The organism is Sphingomonas bacterium (assembly GCF_903644055.1).
Taxonomy (GTDB): domain Bacteria; phylum Pseudomonadota; class Alphaproteobacteria; order Sphingomonadales; family Sphingomonadaceae; genus Sphingomonas_I.
Map to the genome: position 1 here is coordinate 1 of NZ_CAHJXD010000178.1, position 17,070 is coordinate 17,070.

At 66.2% G+C, this 17,070-nt stretch carries 17 protein-coding genes; 9 read left to right on the forward strand and 8 right to left on the reverse strand.

Features of this window, described 5'->3' with window-relative positions:
• Positions 1-18: 18 nt before the first annotated feature.
• The 6 genes from HUU94_RS07655 to HUU94_RS07680 all read right to left on the reverse strand — a co-directional run bounded on the left by HUU94_RS07655 (position 19) and on the right by HUU94_RS07680 (position 8,542).
• On the reverse strand, positions 19-1,215 hold the full coding sequence (locus HUU94_RS07655) for a DUF445 domain-containing protein (protein WP_174274498.1): 1,197 nt from the start codon (positions 1,213-1,215) through the stop codon (positions 19-21).
• A 126-nt stretch (positions 1,216-1,341) separates the two neighbouring features.
• Positions 1,342-4,455 (reverse strand): efflux RND transporter permease subunit, encoded by a 3,114-nt coding sequence (locus HUU94_RS07660; RefSeq protein WP_174274499.1) that lies wholly within the window; start codon positions 4,453-4,455, stop codon positions 1,342-1,344.
• Between the two features lie 4 nt (positions 4,456-4,459).
• A complete protein-coding gene (locus tag HUU94_RS07665; protein WP_174274500.1) occupies positions 4,460-5,626 on the reverse strand; it encodes an efflux RND transporter periplasmic adaptor subunit in 1,167 nt (388 codons plus the stop codon).
• Between the two features lie 81 nt (positions 5,627-5,707).
• Entirely contained in the window at positions 5,708-6,622 is a 915-nt protein-coding gene (locus tag HUU94_RS07670; protein ID WP_254602034.1) for a 50S ribosomal protein L11 methyltransferase, read from the reverse strand.
• Positions 6,612-7,319 carry an SDR family NAD(P)-dependent oxidoreductase gene (locus HUU94_RS07675; protein WP_174274501.1) on the reverse strand — a complete coding sequence of 236 codons (708 nt, stop codon included), beginning with the start codon at positions 7,317-7,319 and terminating at the stop codon, positions 6,612-6,614. The genes HUU94_RS07670 and HUU94_RS07675 overlap by 11 nt, the downstream gene beginning before the upstream one ends.
• A 50-nt stretch (positions 7,320-7,369) precedes the next feature.
• Entirely contained in the window at positions 7,370-8,542 is a 1,173-nt protein-coding gene (locus HUU94_RS07680) for a methyl-accepting chemotaxis protein (protein ID WP_254602036.1), read from the reverse strand.
• A gap of 358 nt (positions 8,543-8,900) precedes the next feature.
• On the opposite strand from HUU94_RS07680, the gene sdhC reads away from it, so the two are divergent.
• The 4 genes from sdhC (at position 8,901) to HUU94_RS07700 (ending at position 12,198) form a co-directional block, all read left to right on the forward strand.
• The gene (gene sdhC / locus HUU94_RS07685) at positions 8,901-9,317 is read left to right on the forward strand and encodes a succinate dehydrogenase, cytochrome b556 subunit (RefSeq protein ID WP_174274503.1); all 417 of its coding nucleotides are present in this window, start codon (positions 8,901-8,903) and stop codon (positions 9,315-9,317) included.
• Positions 9,317-9,703, forward strand: coding sequence for a succinate dehydrogenase, hydrophobic membrane anchor protein (sdhD, locus tag HUU94_RS07690; protein WP_174274504.1), 387 nt, complete (start codon positions 9,317-9,319; stop codon positions 9,701-9,703). Before sdhC ends, sdhD begins: the two co-directional genes overlap by 1 nt.
• Positions 9,703-11,490: a succinate dehydrogenase flavoprotein subunit gene (gene sdhA, locus HUU94_RS07695; RefSeq protein ID WP_174274505.1), complete on the forward strand. Its 1,788-nt coding sequence runs from the start codon at positions 9,703-9,705 to the stop codon at positions 11,488-11,490. Before sdhD ends, sdhA begins: the two co-directional genes overlap by 1 nt.
• Positions 11,491-11,715: 225 nt before the next feature.
• Entirely contained in the window at positions 11,716-12,198 is a 483-nt protein-coding gene (locus tag HUU94_RS07700) for a hypothetical protein (protein WP_174274506.1), read from the forward strand.
• Between the two features lie 17 nt (positions 12,199-12,215).
• Here HUU94_RS07700 and HUU94_RS07705 read toward each other — a convergent pair whose 3' ends face one another.
• The gene (locus tag HUU94_RS07705) at positions 12,216-13,520 is read right to left on the reverse strand and encodes an MFS transporter (RefSeq protein WP_174274507.1); all 1,305 of its coding nucleotides are present in this window, start codon (positions 13,518-13,520) and stop codon (positions 12,216-12,218) included.
• A 90-nt stretch (positions 13,521-13,610) separates the two neighbouring features.
• Between HUU94_RS07705 and HUU94_RS07710 the strand changes: the two genes are divergently transcribed.
• From HUU94_RS07710 to HUU94_RS07725, 4 genes are read left to right on the forward strand one after another with little or no spacing between them, the layout of a single operon-like run.
• The gene (locus HUU94_RS07710) at positions 13,611-14,144 is read left to right on the forward strand and encodes a GNAT family N-acetyltransferase (protein WP_174274508.1); all 534 of its coding nucleotides are present in this window, start codon (positions 13,611-13,613) and stop codon (positions 14,142-14,144) included.
• 42 nt (positions 14,145-14,186) lie between these two features.
• Positions 14,187-14,735 carry a CDP-diacylglycerol--glycerol-3-phosphate 3-phosphatidyltransferase gene (gene pgsA / locus HUU94_RS07715; RefSeq protein ID WP_174274509.1) on the forward strand — a complete coding sequence of 183 codons (549 nt, stop codon included), beginning with the start codon at positions 14,187-14,189 and terminating at the stop codon, positions 14,733-14,735.
• A gap of 4 nt (positions 14,736-14,739) precedes the next feature.
• On the forward strand, positions 14,740-14,997 hold the full coding sequence (gene moaD / locus HUU94_RS07720; RefSeq protein WP_174274510.1) for a molybdopterin converting factor subunit 1: 258 nt from the start codon (positions 14,740-14,742) through the stop codon (positions 14,995-14,997).
• Positions 14,994-15,437 carry a molybdenum cofactor biosynthesis protein MoaE gene (locus tag HUU94_RS07725; protein WP_174274511.1) on the forward strand — a complete coding sequence of 148 codons (444 nt, stop codon included), beginning with the start codon at positions 14,994-14,996 and terminating at the stop codon, positions 15,435-15,437. Before moaD ends, HUU94_RS07725 begins: the two co-directional genes overlap by 4 nt.
• Here HUU94_RS07725 and HUU94_RS07730 read toward each other — a convergent pair.
• Positions 15,434-16,357 carry a hydrogen peroxide-inducible genes activator gene (locus HUU94_RS07730; RefSeq protein ID WP_174274512.1) on the reverse strand — a complete coding sequence of 308 codons (924 nt, stop codon included), beginning with the start codon at positions 16,355-16,357 and terminating at the stop codon, positions 15,434-15,436. The genes HUU94_RS07725 and HUU94_RS07730 overlap by 4 nt on opposite strands.
• A gap of 108 nt (positions 16,358-16,465) precedes the next feature.
• Between HUU94_RS07730 and HUU94_RS07735 the strand changes: the two genes are divergently transcribed.
• Positions 16,466-17,008: a peroxiredoxin gene (locus HUU94_RS07735; protein WP_174274513.1), complete on the forward strand. Its 543-nt coding sequence runs from the start codon at positions 16,466-16,468 to the stop codon at positions 17,006-17,008.
• Positions 17,009-17,070: the final 62 nt, after the last annotated feature.

Below are 17,070 nucleotides of genomic sequence, written 5' to 3' on the forward strand. Positions count from 1 at the left end.
ACGTCACCAGGAAAGACTCTAAATCACGAGCTCGGCGGCGTGGATCAGCATGCCGACCAGACCGCCGACCAGCGTGCCGTTGACGCGGATATATTGGAGATCGCGGCCCACCGCATTTTCCAGCCGCGCGGTGATCGTTCCGGCATCCCACCCGCGCACCGTATCCGATACCAGCGAGACGATCGCGTCGCCGTAATTGGCGGCGATCGAGGCGGTCGCGCGGCGGGCGAAACGGTTGATCGAGCGGCGAAGGCCGTCGTCACGCTGGAGGGTTTCGCCGAAGTTGCGCACCGCCTCGCCAAGGCGCCCCGCCATCGCCTCCTGCGGATCGCGGACCGAACGCAGAAGCGCGTTGCGCGCGCGCTCCCAGAGGCCGTCGAGCCAATCGCCGAGCGCCGGATTTTCGAGCGCGGCATCGCGGAAGCGGGTGACGCGCGCCTGCAATTCCGGATCGTGCCGGAGGCGCCAGGCGAGGTTGGCGAGCCCTTCCTCGGCCTTGGCGCGCAACGGATGCGCGGGATCGTCGGCGACGTCGGCCAACAGCCGGAACAGCCCTTCGAGCACCTTGGTCGCGAGCGTCTCATCGAGCCCCGTCCAGCGCAGGATCGATCCCGCACGCTGCGCGATCATCTTGCGGAACAGCGGCTCGTTGGCTTCCAGCGTGCGCCCGATCCAATCGATGACGCCATCGATCAGCGGGCGGTGGCGCCCTTCGGCGATCGCCGCATCCAGCAACTGGCCGAGCACCGGCGCAAGCTCGATCGTGCCGATCTGGCGCACCGCCGCCGCGCGGACCATGCCCGCGAGCCGTTCATCGGCCATGCCTTCGAGCAGTGCGACCGCCAGCTTGCCGCTGCGCAACCGTCCCTCCCGGGGTGGCCGCGCGAGGAGCCGACCCAAGCCGCCGGCGAGATCCAGCCGCGCCATGCGCCGCGCGACGATCGCGGGAACGAGGAAGTTCGAGCGCAGGAAGGCCGCAAGCGAATCGCCGATCCGATCCTTGTTGCGCGGGATGATCGCGGTATGCGGGATCGGCAGCCCCAGGGGATGCCGGAACAGCGCGGTCACCGCGAACCAATCGGCAAGCCCGCCGACCATCGCCGCTTCGGCGAAGGCGCGCACGAAGCCCCAGCCGGGATGCCGCGCTTCCAGGGCGCGCGCGGCCAGAAACAATGCCGCCATCGCCAGCAGCAGTCCGGTGGCGATGATCCGCATTTCTCCCACCGTGCCCCGGCGACCCTGAAAGCGGGCGGGAAGAGAGGGGGGGAATCGCATCCGCGTACCAATCAACGCGGCGCCGAATGGTTCAAGCCCCGTATCGCCGACGGGCGATCCTTCGCGTCATTCGGCGGGAAGCGCGTGCGGATTCCGATCGTGGCCGCTGGTCGTGACGAAGCGGCCGAGTTTGCCGACGAGCCATTTCTCCAGGCCATCGGCAAGGCTGAAGCCGGCGGGCACGATCAGCAACGTCAGCACGGTGGAGAGGATCAGGCCGCCGATCACGGTGATCGACATCGGCTTGTTGAACGAGCCGTCACCGCCGATCGACAGCGCGCTCGGCAGCATGCCCGCGACCATCGCTACCGTGGTCATCACGATCGGCTGCGCGCGCTTGTGCCCCGCCTCCAGAATCGCATCCCGCGCAGAGACGCCCCGGCGCATTTCCTCGATCGCGAAATCGATGAGCAGGATCGAATTCTTGGCAACGATGCCGAACAGCATCAGGATGCCGATCAGCACGGGCATCGACAGCGGCATGTTGAGGATCCAAAGCACCAGCACGCCGCCGAGTGGCGCCAACAGCAGCGAACTCATGTTGACGAACGGCGGCATCACGCGGCGGTAGAGCAGCAGCAGCACTGCGAAGACCAACAATACGCCCGCGACGAGCGCGACCATGAAATTGACGACCATCTCGGCCTGCCACTTGGCGTTGCCCGCCGCCGCATAATGGACGCCCGCAGGAAGATTCTTCATCTCGGGCAGCTTCATGATCTTCGCGCGTTCCGCACCGGATACGCCGCCCGGCCCGAGATCGGCGCTGATCACGACACGCCTCTCCTGATCGTAACGCTGGATCTGCGACGGGCCGGCCCCGAAGCCGATATCGGCAACGACGGACAGCGGCACGCTGCCGCCGCGCGAGGTCTGCACGGGTAGGTTGGCGATCGTATCGAGGTTGCGGCGGCTGTTCCGGTCCAGCATCACGCGGATCGGTATCTGGCGATCGCTGAGGCTGAATTTGGCGGCGTTCTGGTCGACATCGCCGAGCGTGGCGATGCGGATCGTCTGGCTGAGCGCGGCGGTGGTGACGCCGAGGTCGGCGGCGAGCGCGAGGCGCGGACGGATGGTAATCTCCGGCCGGGGCAGATCGCCCTCGATCCGCGGAGCGCGCAGGCCGGGCAGCCGCTTGATGCCCTCGACGACCTTGACCGCCGCGGCGCTGAGCAAGGCCGGATCGTCGCCCGCGAGCATCACCGAAACGTCGCGCGAGCTGGCGCTGTCGCCGCTCTGGGAGGAGAAGTTGATCCGCGCATCGGGGATTTGGTTGAGCGCGGGTCCCACCGCGCGTTCGAACTCATAGCTCTTGCGCTTGCGATCGTCGCGTAGCTGCATGACGATCTGCGCCGAGCCGACATCGATATATTCGACCGCCGTCTGCACCTCGGGCTGCGCGCGCAGCAGATGGGTGGCCCGATCGGCGACCGCTTCGGTCTGCGCGAGCGTCGTGCCGGGCGCCATCTGGATGTTGACCGAGCTCGTGTCCGAATCCGACGGCGGCTGAAACGTCACGGGCATCGAGCTTATGATCAGCACCGTGATGACGAAGGCGAACACGCCGACCATCATCACCAGCTTGCGATTGTCGCGGAGGAACAGCCGCCACCAGCGGCGCGGCCCCCGATCGCGCGACAGTGTCCAGGAAAGGAGCTGCTGATAGCGGTCCTGCGCCCAGCCGCCGCCATGCTCCTGCGCGCCGTGCGCCTGGAGGAAATAGGCGGCGACCATCGGCGTGATCAACCGCGCCACCAGCAGGCTCATCAGCACCGATACGACGACCGTCATGCCGAAATTGATGAAGAATTGCCCCGCGATACCCGGCATCAGCGCGACCGGCAGGAACACCGCGACGATCGAGAAGGTGGTGCCGACCACCGCGAGGCCGATCTCGTCGGCCGCATCGATCGAGGCCTGATAGGCGGTCTTGCCCATGCGCATGTGACGGACGATATTCTCGATCTCCACGATCGCGTCGTCGACGAGCACGCCGGCCACCAGGCTGAGCGCCAGCAAGGTCATGAAGTTGAGCGTGAAGCCGAACAGGCTCATGATCCAGAAGGTCGGGATCGCCGAAAGCGGGATCGCCAGCGCCGAAATCACCGTCGCGCGGCGATCGCGCAGGAAGAGGAACACCACCGCCACAGCGAGCACCGCGCCCTCGATCATCGATCGCATCGCGGCCTTGTAATTCTCCTTCACATATTTGACGCTCGTCGCGCGCTTGACGAAATGGACCTTGGGATTTTCCTTCTCGAGCTGCGCGATGACCTTGATGGCCTGGTCGTAGATCGCGACGTCCGATGCGCCGCGCGAACGCACCAGGCCGAAGCTGACGACCGGCTTGCCTTCCATCTTGGCGAGCGAGCGCTGCTCGCCATAGCCGTCGCTGACCGTGGCGATATCGCCGAGCTTGACCGAGCGGCCGTCGGCCAACTGAAGCTGCGTCTGGCTGAGCGCGAAGGCGTCGTGCGCGTTACCGAGCACGCGCACCGATTGTTCGGCGCTGGCGATCTCGGCGCGGCCGCCCGCGGCATTGGTGTTGATCGCGCGAAGCTGGGCATTGACCTGGCTGGCGGTGATCCCCTGCGCCTGCATCTTGGCGGGATCGAGGATGACGCGGATTTCGCGCGTGACGCCGCCGTGCATGCGCACGCTCTGCATGCCCTCAATGGCGAGCATCCGGCGCGAGACGGTATTCTGCACGTACCAGGAGAGCTGCTCCATCGTCATGTCGGTCGCCTCGGCCGAGAAATTGGCGAGGCTGCCGCCGTTCATGATCGCGCGCTGGATCTGCGGCTCGATGATCCCGTCCGGAAGCTGCGCGCGGATCTGCGCGATCGCGTCGCGCACGTCGGTGGTGGCGCGATCGACCGGCGTCTGGATACTGAACTGGACGAAGGTCTGCGAATTGCCCTCGCTGACCGTGGAATTGATGTCCTCGACACCCTCGAGGTTGCGCACCGCGCTCTCGACCTTCTGCGTGACCTGCGTTTCGAGCTCGGTCGGCGCGGCGCCGGGCTGGGCGATGTTGATCACCACGCCGGGGAAGGTGATTTCCGGGCTCTGGTTGACGTTCATCTGCATGAACGAGACCAGGCCGCCGAGCGTCAGCGCCGCGAACAGGACGATCGCGAAGATGGGATTGCGGATCGACCAGGCGGAGATGTTGCGCATCGGCTTACTTGACCGCCGCGGCTGAGCTGACTTCGGGGATGATCTTCTCGCCCGGGGTCAGGAAGGCGCCGGCGCTGACGACTACCTTCTCCTGCCCGGTCAGGCCGTCGATGATGCCGACGCCGTCATCGTTGACGTCGCCGACCTTCACGGCGCGGCGCGCCACCGCATTGTCCTTGGCCAAGACGTAGACGAAGTTGCCCTTGTCGTCGCTCAGCACGGCGGACTGCGGCAATTGCGGGACGTCGGTCTTGCCGCTCGAAATCTGCGCCTCGGCGAAGCCGCCGGGGCGCAGCGCCTTGTCGTAACGAAGCGCGACCCGGGCGAAGCCCTGGCGCGTCGTCGGATCGATCACCGGCGATAATTGCCACACCCGACCGGGCAGCGAGACGCCGCTGCCGATCGGCGTGACCCTGGCGGGAATGCCGATCCGCATCTGCGCGAGGCTTTGTTCGGGGACGCGCGCCAGCATCTCCATGTCGCCGTTTTCGGCGATGCGGAACAGCACGCCCTGCCCGCCGACGATCTGGCCTGGTTCCACCGATCGCGTGAGCACGAGGCCGGCCTTGGGCGCCCGGATCACGAGGCGGGCATTGCGCGCGGACTGCTCGCCGAGCAAGGCGCGCGCGACCGAGACGCGGGCGATCGCCTGATCCCGCGCCGCCGTCTTGGTATCGATATCGGCCTTGGAGACGAAGCCGTTCTTGACTAGCGCCTTGGCGCGATCGAGGTTGGACTGGGCCAGCGCGGCATCGGCCTGCGCGACCCTGACCGAGGCGGCGAGGCTCGCCGCCTGCTCGGTCTGCACCGATCGCTCGACGATCGCGAGCGGCTGGCCCGCCGATACCCATGTGCCCGGATCGACCAGCACCTGCGTGACCTGGCCGCCTTCGCCGACCACGCCGACCTGCATGTCATGCCGTGCGGCGATCACGCCGTTGGCGACGATGGTGGCCGCTATCTGGCGACGGCCGGGCTCCACGACGGTGACATGTTGCAACGGCGATTCCGCGACCGGCCTGGCGGCACGCCGTCCCACCAGCACCCAGGCGAGGATCGCCACGACGAGGATCGCCGCGGCCAGCGCGATCAGCCGGCGGCGGCGCATGCGGCGCTGCGCTTCCGGGTCGAGCGCATCCCCATCGCTCATCAGAACAGATTCCATGTTCATTCCGCAGCTTTCGTCCAGCCCGAGTCGGGCGTTGCGCTGTATTATATCGATAGATCACCAACGGCAAGCCGCGGGGTGCTGTCAGGCTCTTTTCCGCAGCGCCAGGATCGGCCAGTCGCCATGTTGGAGGCGGCGGAAAATGTCGAGTCGATTTCGCGCGAACGCGGCGAGCACGGCCTGCTCCTGCGATACCAGCAGCCCCGCCAGAATCACCGTCGCGCCGGGCGCCGTAACGCCAGACAAGCTCGGTGCGAGCGCGATCAGCGGGCCGGCGAGGATGTTGGCGACAAGCAGATCGAACGGCGCGCGCGCCCGGATCGCGGGATGATCGACGCCGTCGGCCACGACCAGGGCGATCGCGGTATCGGGGATCGCGTTGATCGCCATATTCTCCGCCGTCACGTCGAGCGAGACGGGATCGAGATCGGAGGCCAGCACCCGCGCACCCGGCCAGAGCGCGCGGGCGGCGAAAGCGAGCAGGCCGGTGCCCGTGCCGATATCCGCGATGTCGGCATAGTCCAGGCCGTCGCGGGCGAGCAGATCGAGCAGTTCGAGGCAGCCGGTGGTGGTTTCATGATGCCCGGTGCCGAACGCCCGCGCCGCCTCGATGCGAAAGCTCACCGCGTCGGCCGGTATGTTCTCGCCATGCGCGGCGGTGTGGACGTAGAAGCGCCCGATCCGGATCGGCTCCAGCCATGCCTGGCTGATCGTCACCCAATCGGCATCGACGATGCGCTCGACCAGCGGCGGCGGGCTGTGCGGCAGCATCGCCCGCAACGCCGCGATCAGCGCTTCGTCCGGCGCTCCATCGACATAGGCCTCCAGCCGCCATGCATCGGGCCGCGCGGGATCGGCCTCGGTCGAGACGAGCAGGGGCGGGGGATCGAATCCCTCCAATGCCGGAATGTCGCCCGCCAGCGCCTCACCCTCGGCGCGCGAGCAGGCGAAGACGATCTTCCAGCTTTCGCGCTGCTGCATCGGCCAGTCAGCGGACATAGCTGGCGCCGTTGATGTCGAGCACCGCGCCGGTCATCGATGGCGGCGCATCGAAGCAGCAGAAACGCACGACCTCCGCCACCTCGGCGGGATCGGCGACGCGGCCGAGCGGGATATCCTGCAACAGCCGATCGCCGCCCCGGCTGGCGAGATAATCGTCGGCCATGCCGGTCATCGTGAAGCCGGGGCAGATCGCGAAGGCGAGCACGCCCTCCGCCGCATAGCCGCGCGCGATCGTCTTGGTCATCGCCACCATCCCACCCTTGGCCGCCGCATAATGCCAGTGTGCCGGGCTGTCGCCGCGATACGCGGCGCGGCTCGCGATGTTGACGATCCGCCCGCCACCGTGCGCGATGAAATGCCGGACCGCGAGACGCGAGAGCTCGGCGGCGGCGGTGAGGTTGATCCGCAGCGTGCGTTCCCAGGCGGCGAGCCACTCGGCATCCTCGCCATCGAGCGGCGCGCTCTCGAACACGCCGGCGTTGTTGACCAATATGTCGATGCGGCCGCCCAGCCGTTCCAGTGCTGCGGCCCACAGTTTCGGCGCCGCTCCCGCCTCGGCGAGATCGGCGGCGAGGCGATCGGCGGCGGCGCTGGTGCCGTGGCCGATCAGGGCGGCGCGATCGGAGAGACGCGCGACGATCGCGGCACCTATTCCCCGGCTGGATCCGGTGACGAAGATGTTGGGCCGAGTCATGCCGCGCGCTTAGAACGCTTCTGCCTCCATCGGAACCGCGGCCGGCGCGATCAGGCGATTCTTTCGATGAACTCGGTCGCGCTTCGATCCAGCGTGGTCAGCTTGTCGTCGACCGCGCGGAAGCCAGTGTCGAGCTGATCGATATTGGCCGCGAGCTGCTCGGTGCCGATACGGATCGCGCCCACCGTGGTCGACATCGCATCGGCGGCCAGCGCGGTTTCGTCGACCGCGGCGGTGATCATCGTCACGGTCTGCGCCTGCGTCTCCATCGCGATCCGGATGCGCACGGCGGATGCCTGGACATCGTTGACGGTCGCGCGGATCGAGCCGTTGGCCTCCACCGCCTGGCGCGTCGCGGTCTGGATCGCGTTGATCTTGGTGGCGATATCGTCGGTCGCGCGCGAGGTCTGGTTCGCCAGGCTCTTCACCTCCTGCGCCACCACGGCGAAGCCACGGCCGGCATCGCCCGCGCGTGCCGCCTCGATCGTGGCGTTGAGCGCGAGCAGGTTGGTCTGCCCCGCGATGTCGCGGATCAGCCCGAGGATCGATTCGATCGCGTGCGCATGATCCGAAAGCGTCCGCGCGACGCCGACCGCCGTTTCTGATTCGGTGCCGGCGCGCGTGGCGACGTCGGCGGCCACCTCGACCTCGGTACGGGCCTCCTCGATCGCGCGGATCAGCCCGGCGGCGGTCTGCGCGGCTTCCCGCATGGCGATCGCGGATTGCTCGGCGGCGGCGGCGACCTCCGATGTCTTGCCCAGCATGCCGCGCGCGGATCCCGAGGCTTCGGCGCTGCGATCGCGCAAATCGCGCGATTCGGTGAGCGCTTCGCCCAGCAGCGCACCGATCGCGCCGCGAAACTGTTCGCCGTCGGCGATGCGTTGCTCGGCCGAACGCGCGAGCACATCCTTGTTCGAACGTCGCGCCGCCTTTTCGATCAGGATGCTCTGGACGCGGCTTAGGCAATTGCCGGCGAGAGCGGCGAATTCCGCATCCTCGGGGAAGGCTTTCGCGATAGCGTCGAGTGCCGCATCGGTCATCAGCGCGGTGATGGCGTTCGAGAGCGGAATGGAAATGTTGGAGCTTGTCATCTGCTCGCCCCGTTCCGCCGCCAATCTCATCCACGCCTCGTTGAACGGATGAGTGAACAGTTTGAGATGGGGTTCGGCGATCATCAGCGCGATCTGCTGATCGTTGACTGCGATGCCCTGCTGCAATGCCATTTTTTTGTTTTCCCGATGCATCGGGTCCAGCATCAGAAGATCCAGGGCTTCGCCCGCCGCCTCCCGGAAAGCCGTGGCCATGACCTCCGACGCGCGTGAGGCAAGAAGAGCCATTCGGGGTGCGAACCGGCCATTGTCGCCGTAGATCTCGAACTCCTCCGCTGCCGTCGAACCGTAGCGCGCCGGCGCGGGGTGGGAACTCATATCCATGTGCGACCCTTTGATTTTCCTGCGGTCACTTATGCCAGCGATTGGTAAACAGGCGGTTATCCGTTATCGCCCGATGGCGGTCGGCGGACGTTGCAAGCCGACGCCATTGCTCTAAAGGCGCTGCCAGCAGCCCAACGAGGGAGAAACTATGGCGCGGAACGCCGCGCGGCCGTTGTCGCCGCATCTGACGATCTGGAAATGGGGGCCGCACATGCTGGTCTCGATCCTCCACCGCGCGACGGGCACCGCCCTGGCGATCGGCGGGGGTATCCTGTTCGTCTGGTGGCTGAGCGCGCTGGCGGGCGGCGAGGCGAGCTATGCGCGCTTCATCGACCTGGTGACCTCCGATCGCACCGGACATCTCAACCTGATCCCGGCGATCGTCCTGATCGGGCTGACCTGGTCCTTCCTCCAGCATATGTGCACCGGTATCCGCCACCTGCTGCTCGACACGGGTGCGGGTTATGAACTCAAGGCCAACAAGGCCGGGGCTGTGGCGACGCTGGTGGTATCGAGCGCGCTGACGATCATCGTCTGGGCCGGCATCCTGATGAGGGCGCACTGATGGGCACGGGAACGGGGATCGGCCGCGTCCGCGGGCTCGGATCCGCCAAGCATGGCTCGCAGCATTGGTGGCGGCAGCGGCTGACCGCGGGGAGCAACCTGCTGCTGCTGACCTGGCTGGTCGTGTCGCTCCTGCGGCTGCCGCTCCACGATTATCGCGCGCTGGTGCTGTGGCTGTCGAGCCCGTGGGCCAGCGTGCCCCTGATCCTCGCGACGGTTTCGGTCTTCTATCACCTGCGCCTCGGGCTTCAGGTGGTGATCGAGGATTATCAGCACGATTTCAGCCGCGTCATCGCGCTGGTGGTGCTCAATTTCTACGCGATCGCCGGCGCCGCGCTTGCGATCTTCGCCATTCTCCGCGTTGCTTTTTCGGGAGCCGTCGCCTGATGCCCGCCGCCTACCAAATCATCGATCATGTCTATGACGCGGTGGTCGTCGGCGCGGGCGGATCGGGGCTGCGCGCGACGATGGGGTGCGCGGAGAAAGGCCTCAAGACCGCCTGCATCACCAAGGTCTTCCCGACGCGCAGCCATACCGTCGCGGCGCAGGGCGGTATCGCCGCGAGCCTCGGCAACAACACGCCCGATCACTGGACGTGGCACATGTACGACACCGTCAAGGGATCGGACTGGCTGGGCGACCAGGACGCGATCGAATATATGGTGCGCGAGGCGCCGGCGGCGGTGATCGAGCTCGAGCATGCCGGCGTGCCGTTCAGCCGCAACGAGAGCGGGACGATCTATCAGCGTCCGTTCGGCGGCCACATGCAGAATATGGGCGCCGGCCCCCCCGTGCAGCGCACCTGCGCCGCCGCCGATCGCACCGGCCACGCGATGCTGCACGCGCTCTACCAGCAGAGCCTGAAGTATGACGCCGATTTCTTCGTCGAATATTTCGCGCTCGACCTGATCATGGAGGACGGCGTCTGCAAGGGCGTAATCGCGCTGTGCATGGAGGATGGATCGCTCCATCGCTTTCGTGCCCACGCGGTCGTGCTGGCGACGGGCGGATCGGGGCGCACTTATTATTCGGCGACCTCGGCGCACACCTGCACGGGCGACGGCGGCGGCATGGTGCTGCGCGCAGGGCTGCCTTTGCAGGACATGGAGTTCGTCCAGTTCCACCCCACCGGCATCTACGGCGCCGGCGTGCTGATCACCGAGGGCGCGCGGGGCGAGGGGGGCTACCTCACCAACAGCGAGGGCGAGCGCTTCATGGAGCGCTATGCGCCTTCGGCCAAAGATCTGGCTTCGCGCGACGTCGTCTCACGCTCGATGGCGATGGAGATGCGCGAGGGGCGGGGCGTGGGCGAGCACAAGGACCATATCTTCCTGCACCTCGACCATATCGATCCCAAGGTGCTGGCCGAACGGCTGCCCGGCATCACCGAGACGGGCAAGATCTTCGCGGGCGTCGATCTCACGCGCCAGCCGCTGCCGGTGACGCCGACGGTCCATTACAATATGGGCGGCGTGCCGTGCAACTTCTACGGCGAGGTCGTGACGCTCAAGGACGGCAATCCCGACAGCGTGGTGCCAGGCCTGTTCGCGGTGGGCGAGGCGGCGTGCGTTTCGGTGCATGGTGCGAACCGACTGGGCTCCAATTCGCTGATCGATCTGGTGGTGTTCGGCCGCGCGACGGGCTTCCGCATCGCCGAGCTCGTTCAGCCCAACAGCAAGCATGGCAAGATCAACGTCGAGGCCGACGACAAGGCGATCGGCCGCCTCGATCATTTCCGCAACGCGCGCGGCGCGACGCCGACCGCCAGGATCCGCCTCGATATGCAGCGCACGATGCAGAAGCATTGCGCGGTGTTCCGCGATACCGAACTGCTGCGCGAGGGGCTCGGCCTGATCGATACCGTCGCCGCCACGCTACAGGATGTCGGTATCCAAGATCGCTCGCTGATCTGGAACACCGATCTCGTCGAGACGCTCGAGCTCGATAACATGCTCCCGCAGGCGGTCGTCACGATGCATGGCGCGGCCAATCGCCACGAGAGCCGCGGCGCGCATATGCACGAGGATCATCCCGACCGCGACGACGCCAACTGGATGAAGCACACCATCTCTTGGTATGAGAAGGGCCGCGTGACGCTCGATTACCGCCCGGTGCACGAATATACGCTCACCGACGAGATCGACTATATCAAGCCCAAGGCGCGCGTTTACTGACGATCCGGGACTAGGTCGCAGGCGAGATCTCTCCATCGGAAAAAGTATAGCTTGATAGGTTAGCGCCATCCGTCTGAATGGCGCAAAATGACTTGTTTGAGGGAGTTCATCTGACTCGCCGCCCCGAAATTGCTGCTTCCAGTAATCGTTACGGAACCGTGCGCTGCGGGAGCGGTTGAGAGGCCTAACCGTCCGCATCTAACCGCCCGCATCAGGAGATATTCGATGGCCGACACCCCGTCCGACGGCGCCCCCGAGAGCGGCACGAGCACGCCCCCCCCACGCCGTCGTCGCGCACGCGGGGATAGCGGTACGAGCGCCAAGCCGAAGCGTTCGCCCGCCGCCAAGACGACGCGATCCTCACCGACGCGTCGATCGTCGGCGGTTACGGAAGCGGTCGCCGCGCCCAAGAAGACCGCGCGAAGGGCCGCGACCGCCGCCAAATCTACAGCGACGAAAGTCGTTCGGCAGGCAAGGCCCAAGGTCAAGGCCGCTGCCGACAAGATCGTGAAGACCGAACAAGCGGTGGTGAAGAGCCGCCTCGGCAAGGGCATGATCATCGGCGGCGCGATCGCCGCGCTGACCGCCGGCATAGCCGCCAAGTTCGGGCGCAAGAAGATTTCGCAGGCCACCACCAATGCGATGGACAAGGTAATGGGCAAGCCCGAGCCCGCCGAGCCCACCCCGCCTAAGATGTCCGCCGACTGAAATCGATCCGGCGCGGGCTAATCCATATCGACGTGGATAAGCTCGCGCTCGTGGTCGCGGCAGGCGCAGTCCAGTTTCCAGGCGAGCGCCGCCGCCAGAAGGCACAGCACCGAAACGCTCATCAACGTTCCCACGATCGAAAAGCCGATCTGCGTGAGGATGCCCGCGATCGCCGCGCCGAGCACCATCGCGCCCGAATTTACGATGTTGTTGGCGGCCACGGTTCGAGCGGTCTGCTCGATCTCGACCGTCGTCGTGAGGAAGGCATAGAGTGGGACGACGAACATGCCGCCGGTGATCGCGATGCCCAGCAACGACAGGCTGGCGAGGGGCGCACCGGGGTGGGTGAGAAAATCGCTCAGCGTGAAATAGGTGCCTGTGGGTGCGGGCGTCCAGTTTTCGGCGGAGATGCCCATCAGGATGATGAACAGCGCCATCGCGGCCACCGACCCCGACGCATAACGCGCCGAGACCCGGCCGCCGAGCAGGCGGTTGATCAGGATAGACCCGATCGCCACGCCGACCGAGAAGATCGCGAGAAAGACGCTCGCCACTTCCTTGTCGGCGGTGAAGACATTCTTCACCAGCGGGGGGAACTGGATGATCAGGATCGCGCCAATCATCCAGAAGAAGCTGATCGAGCAGATCGCCAGGAACAGCCGCGGAATATGCATCGTGGAAGCGATCAGGCGGATCGAGGAGCGGATGATGTGCCAATCGAGCTTCTTGTGCGCGCCCATGGGTGGTGCGGGGGGAATGCCGCGCGCGGTGAACCAGCCCGCGACCGCCACGACGATCGCGAGGATCGCGGTGACATGCGCATCGATCTTGCCCGCAAGGATCGTTCCGCTGAGGATGGCGCAATAGGTGCTCGCCTCGACGAGCCCGGTGCCGCCCAGCACTTCGTCGGCCTCGAGATGCTGGGGCAGCAGCGCATATTTGATCGGGCCGAAAAAGGTCGAGTGGATGCCCATCGCCAGCACGGCGGCCAGCATCAGCGGCACCGATCCCGCGAACAGCGCGCCGGCGCCGAGCAGCATGATCGCGATCTCGGCCGTCTTTACCAGGCGGACGATCCGCGCCTTATCGGTGCTGTCGGCGAGCTGGCCCGAAAGCGCCGAGAGCAGGAAGAAGGGCAGGATGAACAGGCCCGTGGCGATCGCGGAAAAGGTCGCCTCGGCGCGTGCATTCGAATAAATCTGATAGGTGGCGATCAGGATCATCGCCTGCTTGAACAGATTGTCGTTGAAGGCCCCCAGGAACTGGGTGGCGAACAAGGGAAGGAACCGCCGCGTGGTCAGCAGCCGGAAGGATGCCTTCATCGGTTCGGGGCGCGTACGGGAAAGGCCATCGTCGGGCGGCTCCTTAGCGCATCGTTCGCGCAGGTTCCAATCCCGCATGTCGCCGGAGCGATGATATCGCCCGTCATCGAAACCGGGCGGCTGCGGTTGAGACTGCATCGACCCGACGATCTCGACCGGCGCAGCGCGATCCGGATGCAGCCCGAAACGATGCGCCACATCGGCGGCGCCGCGGCCAGCCTGCCCCAGGCGCGCGAGGAAAGCTGGGCGCGAATTCAGCGCTATGTCGGCCATTGGGCGCTGTTCGGATGGGGGCTATTCGCGATCGAGGAGCGCGCAACCGGCCTGTTGATCGGCGAGGCGGGGATCGCCGATTTCCATCGCGGCCTGCGCCCCGATTTCGACGCGACGCCGGAGGGCGCCTGGCTGTTGGCGGCCGAAGCCGGCGGCAAGGGCTATGCGACCGAGGCGATGCAGGCGGCGATCGACTGGTTCGATCGCAACAGGGGACGCGAAAGAATCGTTTGCGTGATCGATGGACAGAATCTCGCCTCGATCCGCGTCGCCTACAAGCTCGGCTTCGGGCGCTATGACGAAATCGACTATCATGGCCAGCCAAAGCTGTTGTTCGAACGCCCGGCATGACCGTTTGCGCGAGCATGAAGCTGCTTTAGGGGTGGCGCCACGATGCTGACGCTGCCGAACATCCTCACGCTCTCCCGCATCTTCGCGATGCCGGTGCTGGTGGCGTTGCTCTGGCATCCCAAGCCCGCCGATTTCGCGATCGCCTGCGCGCTCTACGCGCTGGTGGCAATCACCGATTATTTCGACGGTTACCTGGCGCGCGCGCAGGGCGCGGTTTCCCGGCTCGGCATCTTCCTCGATCCGATCGCCGACAAGATCATGGTCGCGACGGTAATCGTCATGCTGCTGTACACGCGCGTGATCGATGGCCTGCCGGTGATCGCCGCGCTGGTGATCCTGCTGCGCGAGATCGCCGTTTCGGGGCTGCGCGAGTTTCTCGCCGAACTGCGTGTGTCGATGCCGGTCAGCCAGCTCGCCAAGTGGAAGACGACGTTCCAGCTTCTCGCGCTGGGGCTGCTGATCGCGGCGGGCGCTCTGCCCGAAACGCCGGTGATCGGCTGGGCCGGATTGTTCTGCCTGTGGATGGCGGCGGGGCTCACGCTGATTACCGGATGGGATTATCTGCGCGTCGGCCTCAAGCATATGGATTGAGGCAATGGCGATCGAGATGCTGTATTTCGCCTGGGTCCGCGAGCGGATCGGCCTCGATCGGGAGATGATCGATCCACCCGACGAGGTGGCGACGGTCGCCGATCTCATCGCTTGGCTCGCGATGCGCAGCCCGGGCCATGCCGAGGCCCTGGCGGACCCCGAACGTCTGCGCGCGGCGATCGATCAGAGCTTTGCCGGGATGGAGGCGAGCATCGGGAAGGCGCGCGAAGTGGCGCTGTTCCCCCCGGTCACCGGCGGATGATCCGGGTTTGCGTGCAACGGGAAAGCTTCGCGCCGGGCGCGCTGCTCGAGGAACTCGAGGCTGTCGGCGGTGGCGGCGTGGCGAGCTTCACCGGGATCGTGCGCGGCGAAGGCGATCTGGTCGAACTGATGCTCGAACATCATCCCGCGATGACCGCCAGTGCGATGCGGGAGATCGCGGATCGCGCCGCGCAGCGCTGGCCGCTGCTCGGGGTGATCCTCGTCCATCGCTACGGCGCTCTGGTGCCCGGCGACCGAATCGTCTTCGTCGGCGTCGCCGCCCGGCACAGGGCGGCGGCGCTCGAAAGCTGCGCCTTCCTGATCGACTGGCTCAAGACCCGCGCGCCCTTCTGGAAGCGCGAGCGATTCGCCGACGGCCGGACGCGATGGATCGAGCCGCGCGCCGAGGACGATCGCGCGGCGGCGCGCTGGGAGGTTTAGGCTGCCGCCTGCTGGGTGGCTTCCTCGCCCTTGCGCAACGCCTCGGCGAGGAGGCGGAACTCCTTCTCGCGCGGGCTGCCGGATCGCCAGATCAGCGAGATCTGCCGCGCCGCATGTTCGGCTGCCAGCGGGCGGGCGACGACATTGGTGTGATCGAGCAGGCCGGCCTTGAGCGCCATTTCGGGCAGCATCGTCACGCCGAGCCCATTTTCGACCATCTGGACGAGCGTGTGCAGCGAAGTCCCCATCATCGATGCCTCGGCGCGCAGCTCCGGCCGGTTGCAGGCGCCCAGCGCATGCTCCTTGAGACAATGACCATCCTCGAGCAGCAGCAATTCGCTGGGCGCGATGCTCTCCGGCCTGATCCGCGCGGGCAGGGCTTTGGCGCGATCCGGGGGGAACGCGACGTAGAGCGGATCGCGGAACAGATCGGCGTAATCGACGTCGCCGCACGCGTAGGGGAGCGCCAGCAGCACGCAATCGACCTGGCCGCGATGCAGCGATTCGCAGGCCGCCCCCGACGTCTCCTCGCGCAGATAGAGCTTGAGATCGGGCCACTCCTCGCGCAGCCGGGCGAGGACGCGGGGCAGCAGGAACGGCGCGATCGTCGGGATCACCCCGAGGCGCAACTCGCCCGACAGCGGCTTGCCCGCCGCTTTCGCCAGAGCGGCCAGTTCCTCGGCCTCGCGCAGGACGCGCTGTGCCTTGTCGGCGAGACGCTCGCCGAGCGGGGTGAAGCGCACCACCCGACGCGTCCGCTCGACGAGCATGATGCCGAGCAGCGACTCGAGTTCGCGCAGGCCGGCGGAAAGCGTCGACTGGGTGACGAAGCAGGCACTGGCGGCCCGGCCGAAATGGCCGAAATCGCGTAGCGCGACGAGATATTGGAGCTGTTTGAGCGTCGGAAGGTAGGTGGACACGCTAATCGCCTCGATCGATCAATGGTCATCATATAATCAATTTGTTTGTCTAGCGATAGAGCGTAGAGGAGGGTGCTTCTTCCCCAAAGCACCATGGAGAGTTTCAAAATGCTGACCGTCGGCGACAAATTTCCCTCGTTCGTCCTGCCCGTACAGCAGGGCATCGCCGCTCTCCCCGGAGGCGAGACGATCGATACCGGCGAGACCGGCAGCAAGTGGAAGGTCGTGTTCTTCTGGCCGAAGGATTTCACCTTCATCTGCCCGACCGAGATCATCGGCTATGGCGAGCTGAAGAATGACTTCGAGGATCGCGACGCGGTGCTGATCGGCGCCTCCACCGACACCGATTTCGTCCACTTCGCATGGCGCAAATCGGATGAGCGTCTGGCCAATTGCGAGTTTCCGTGGATCGCGGACAATCAGAAGAAGCTCGCCAACGCGCTGGGCATCGTCGATGCCGACGCGGGCGTCGCCTATCGCGCGACCTTCATCGTCGATCCGCACAATGTGATCCAGCACGTCACGGTCAACGGCCTCAACCAGGGCCGCAACCCGCAGGAGGCGATCCGCGTCCTCGACGCGTTGCAGACCGACGAGCTCTGCCCGTGCAATTGGACGGCTGGCGACGAGGTACTCAAGCCCGCCGCCTGATCGAACTTTCTCGGGGGGCGCGGGTGGCATGCTGCCGCCCGCGCCCTTTTTCTATCTGCAAA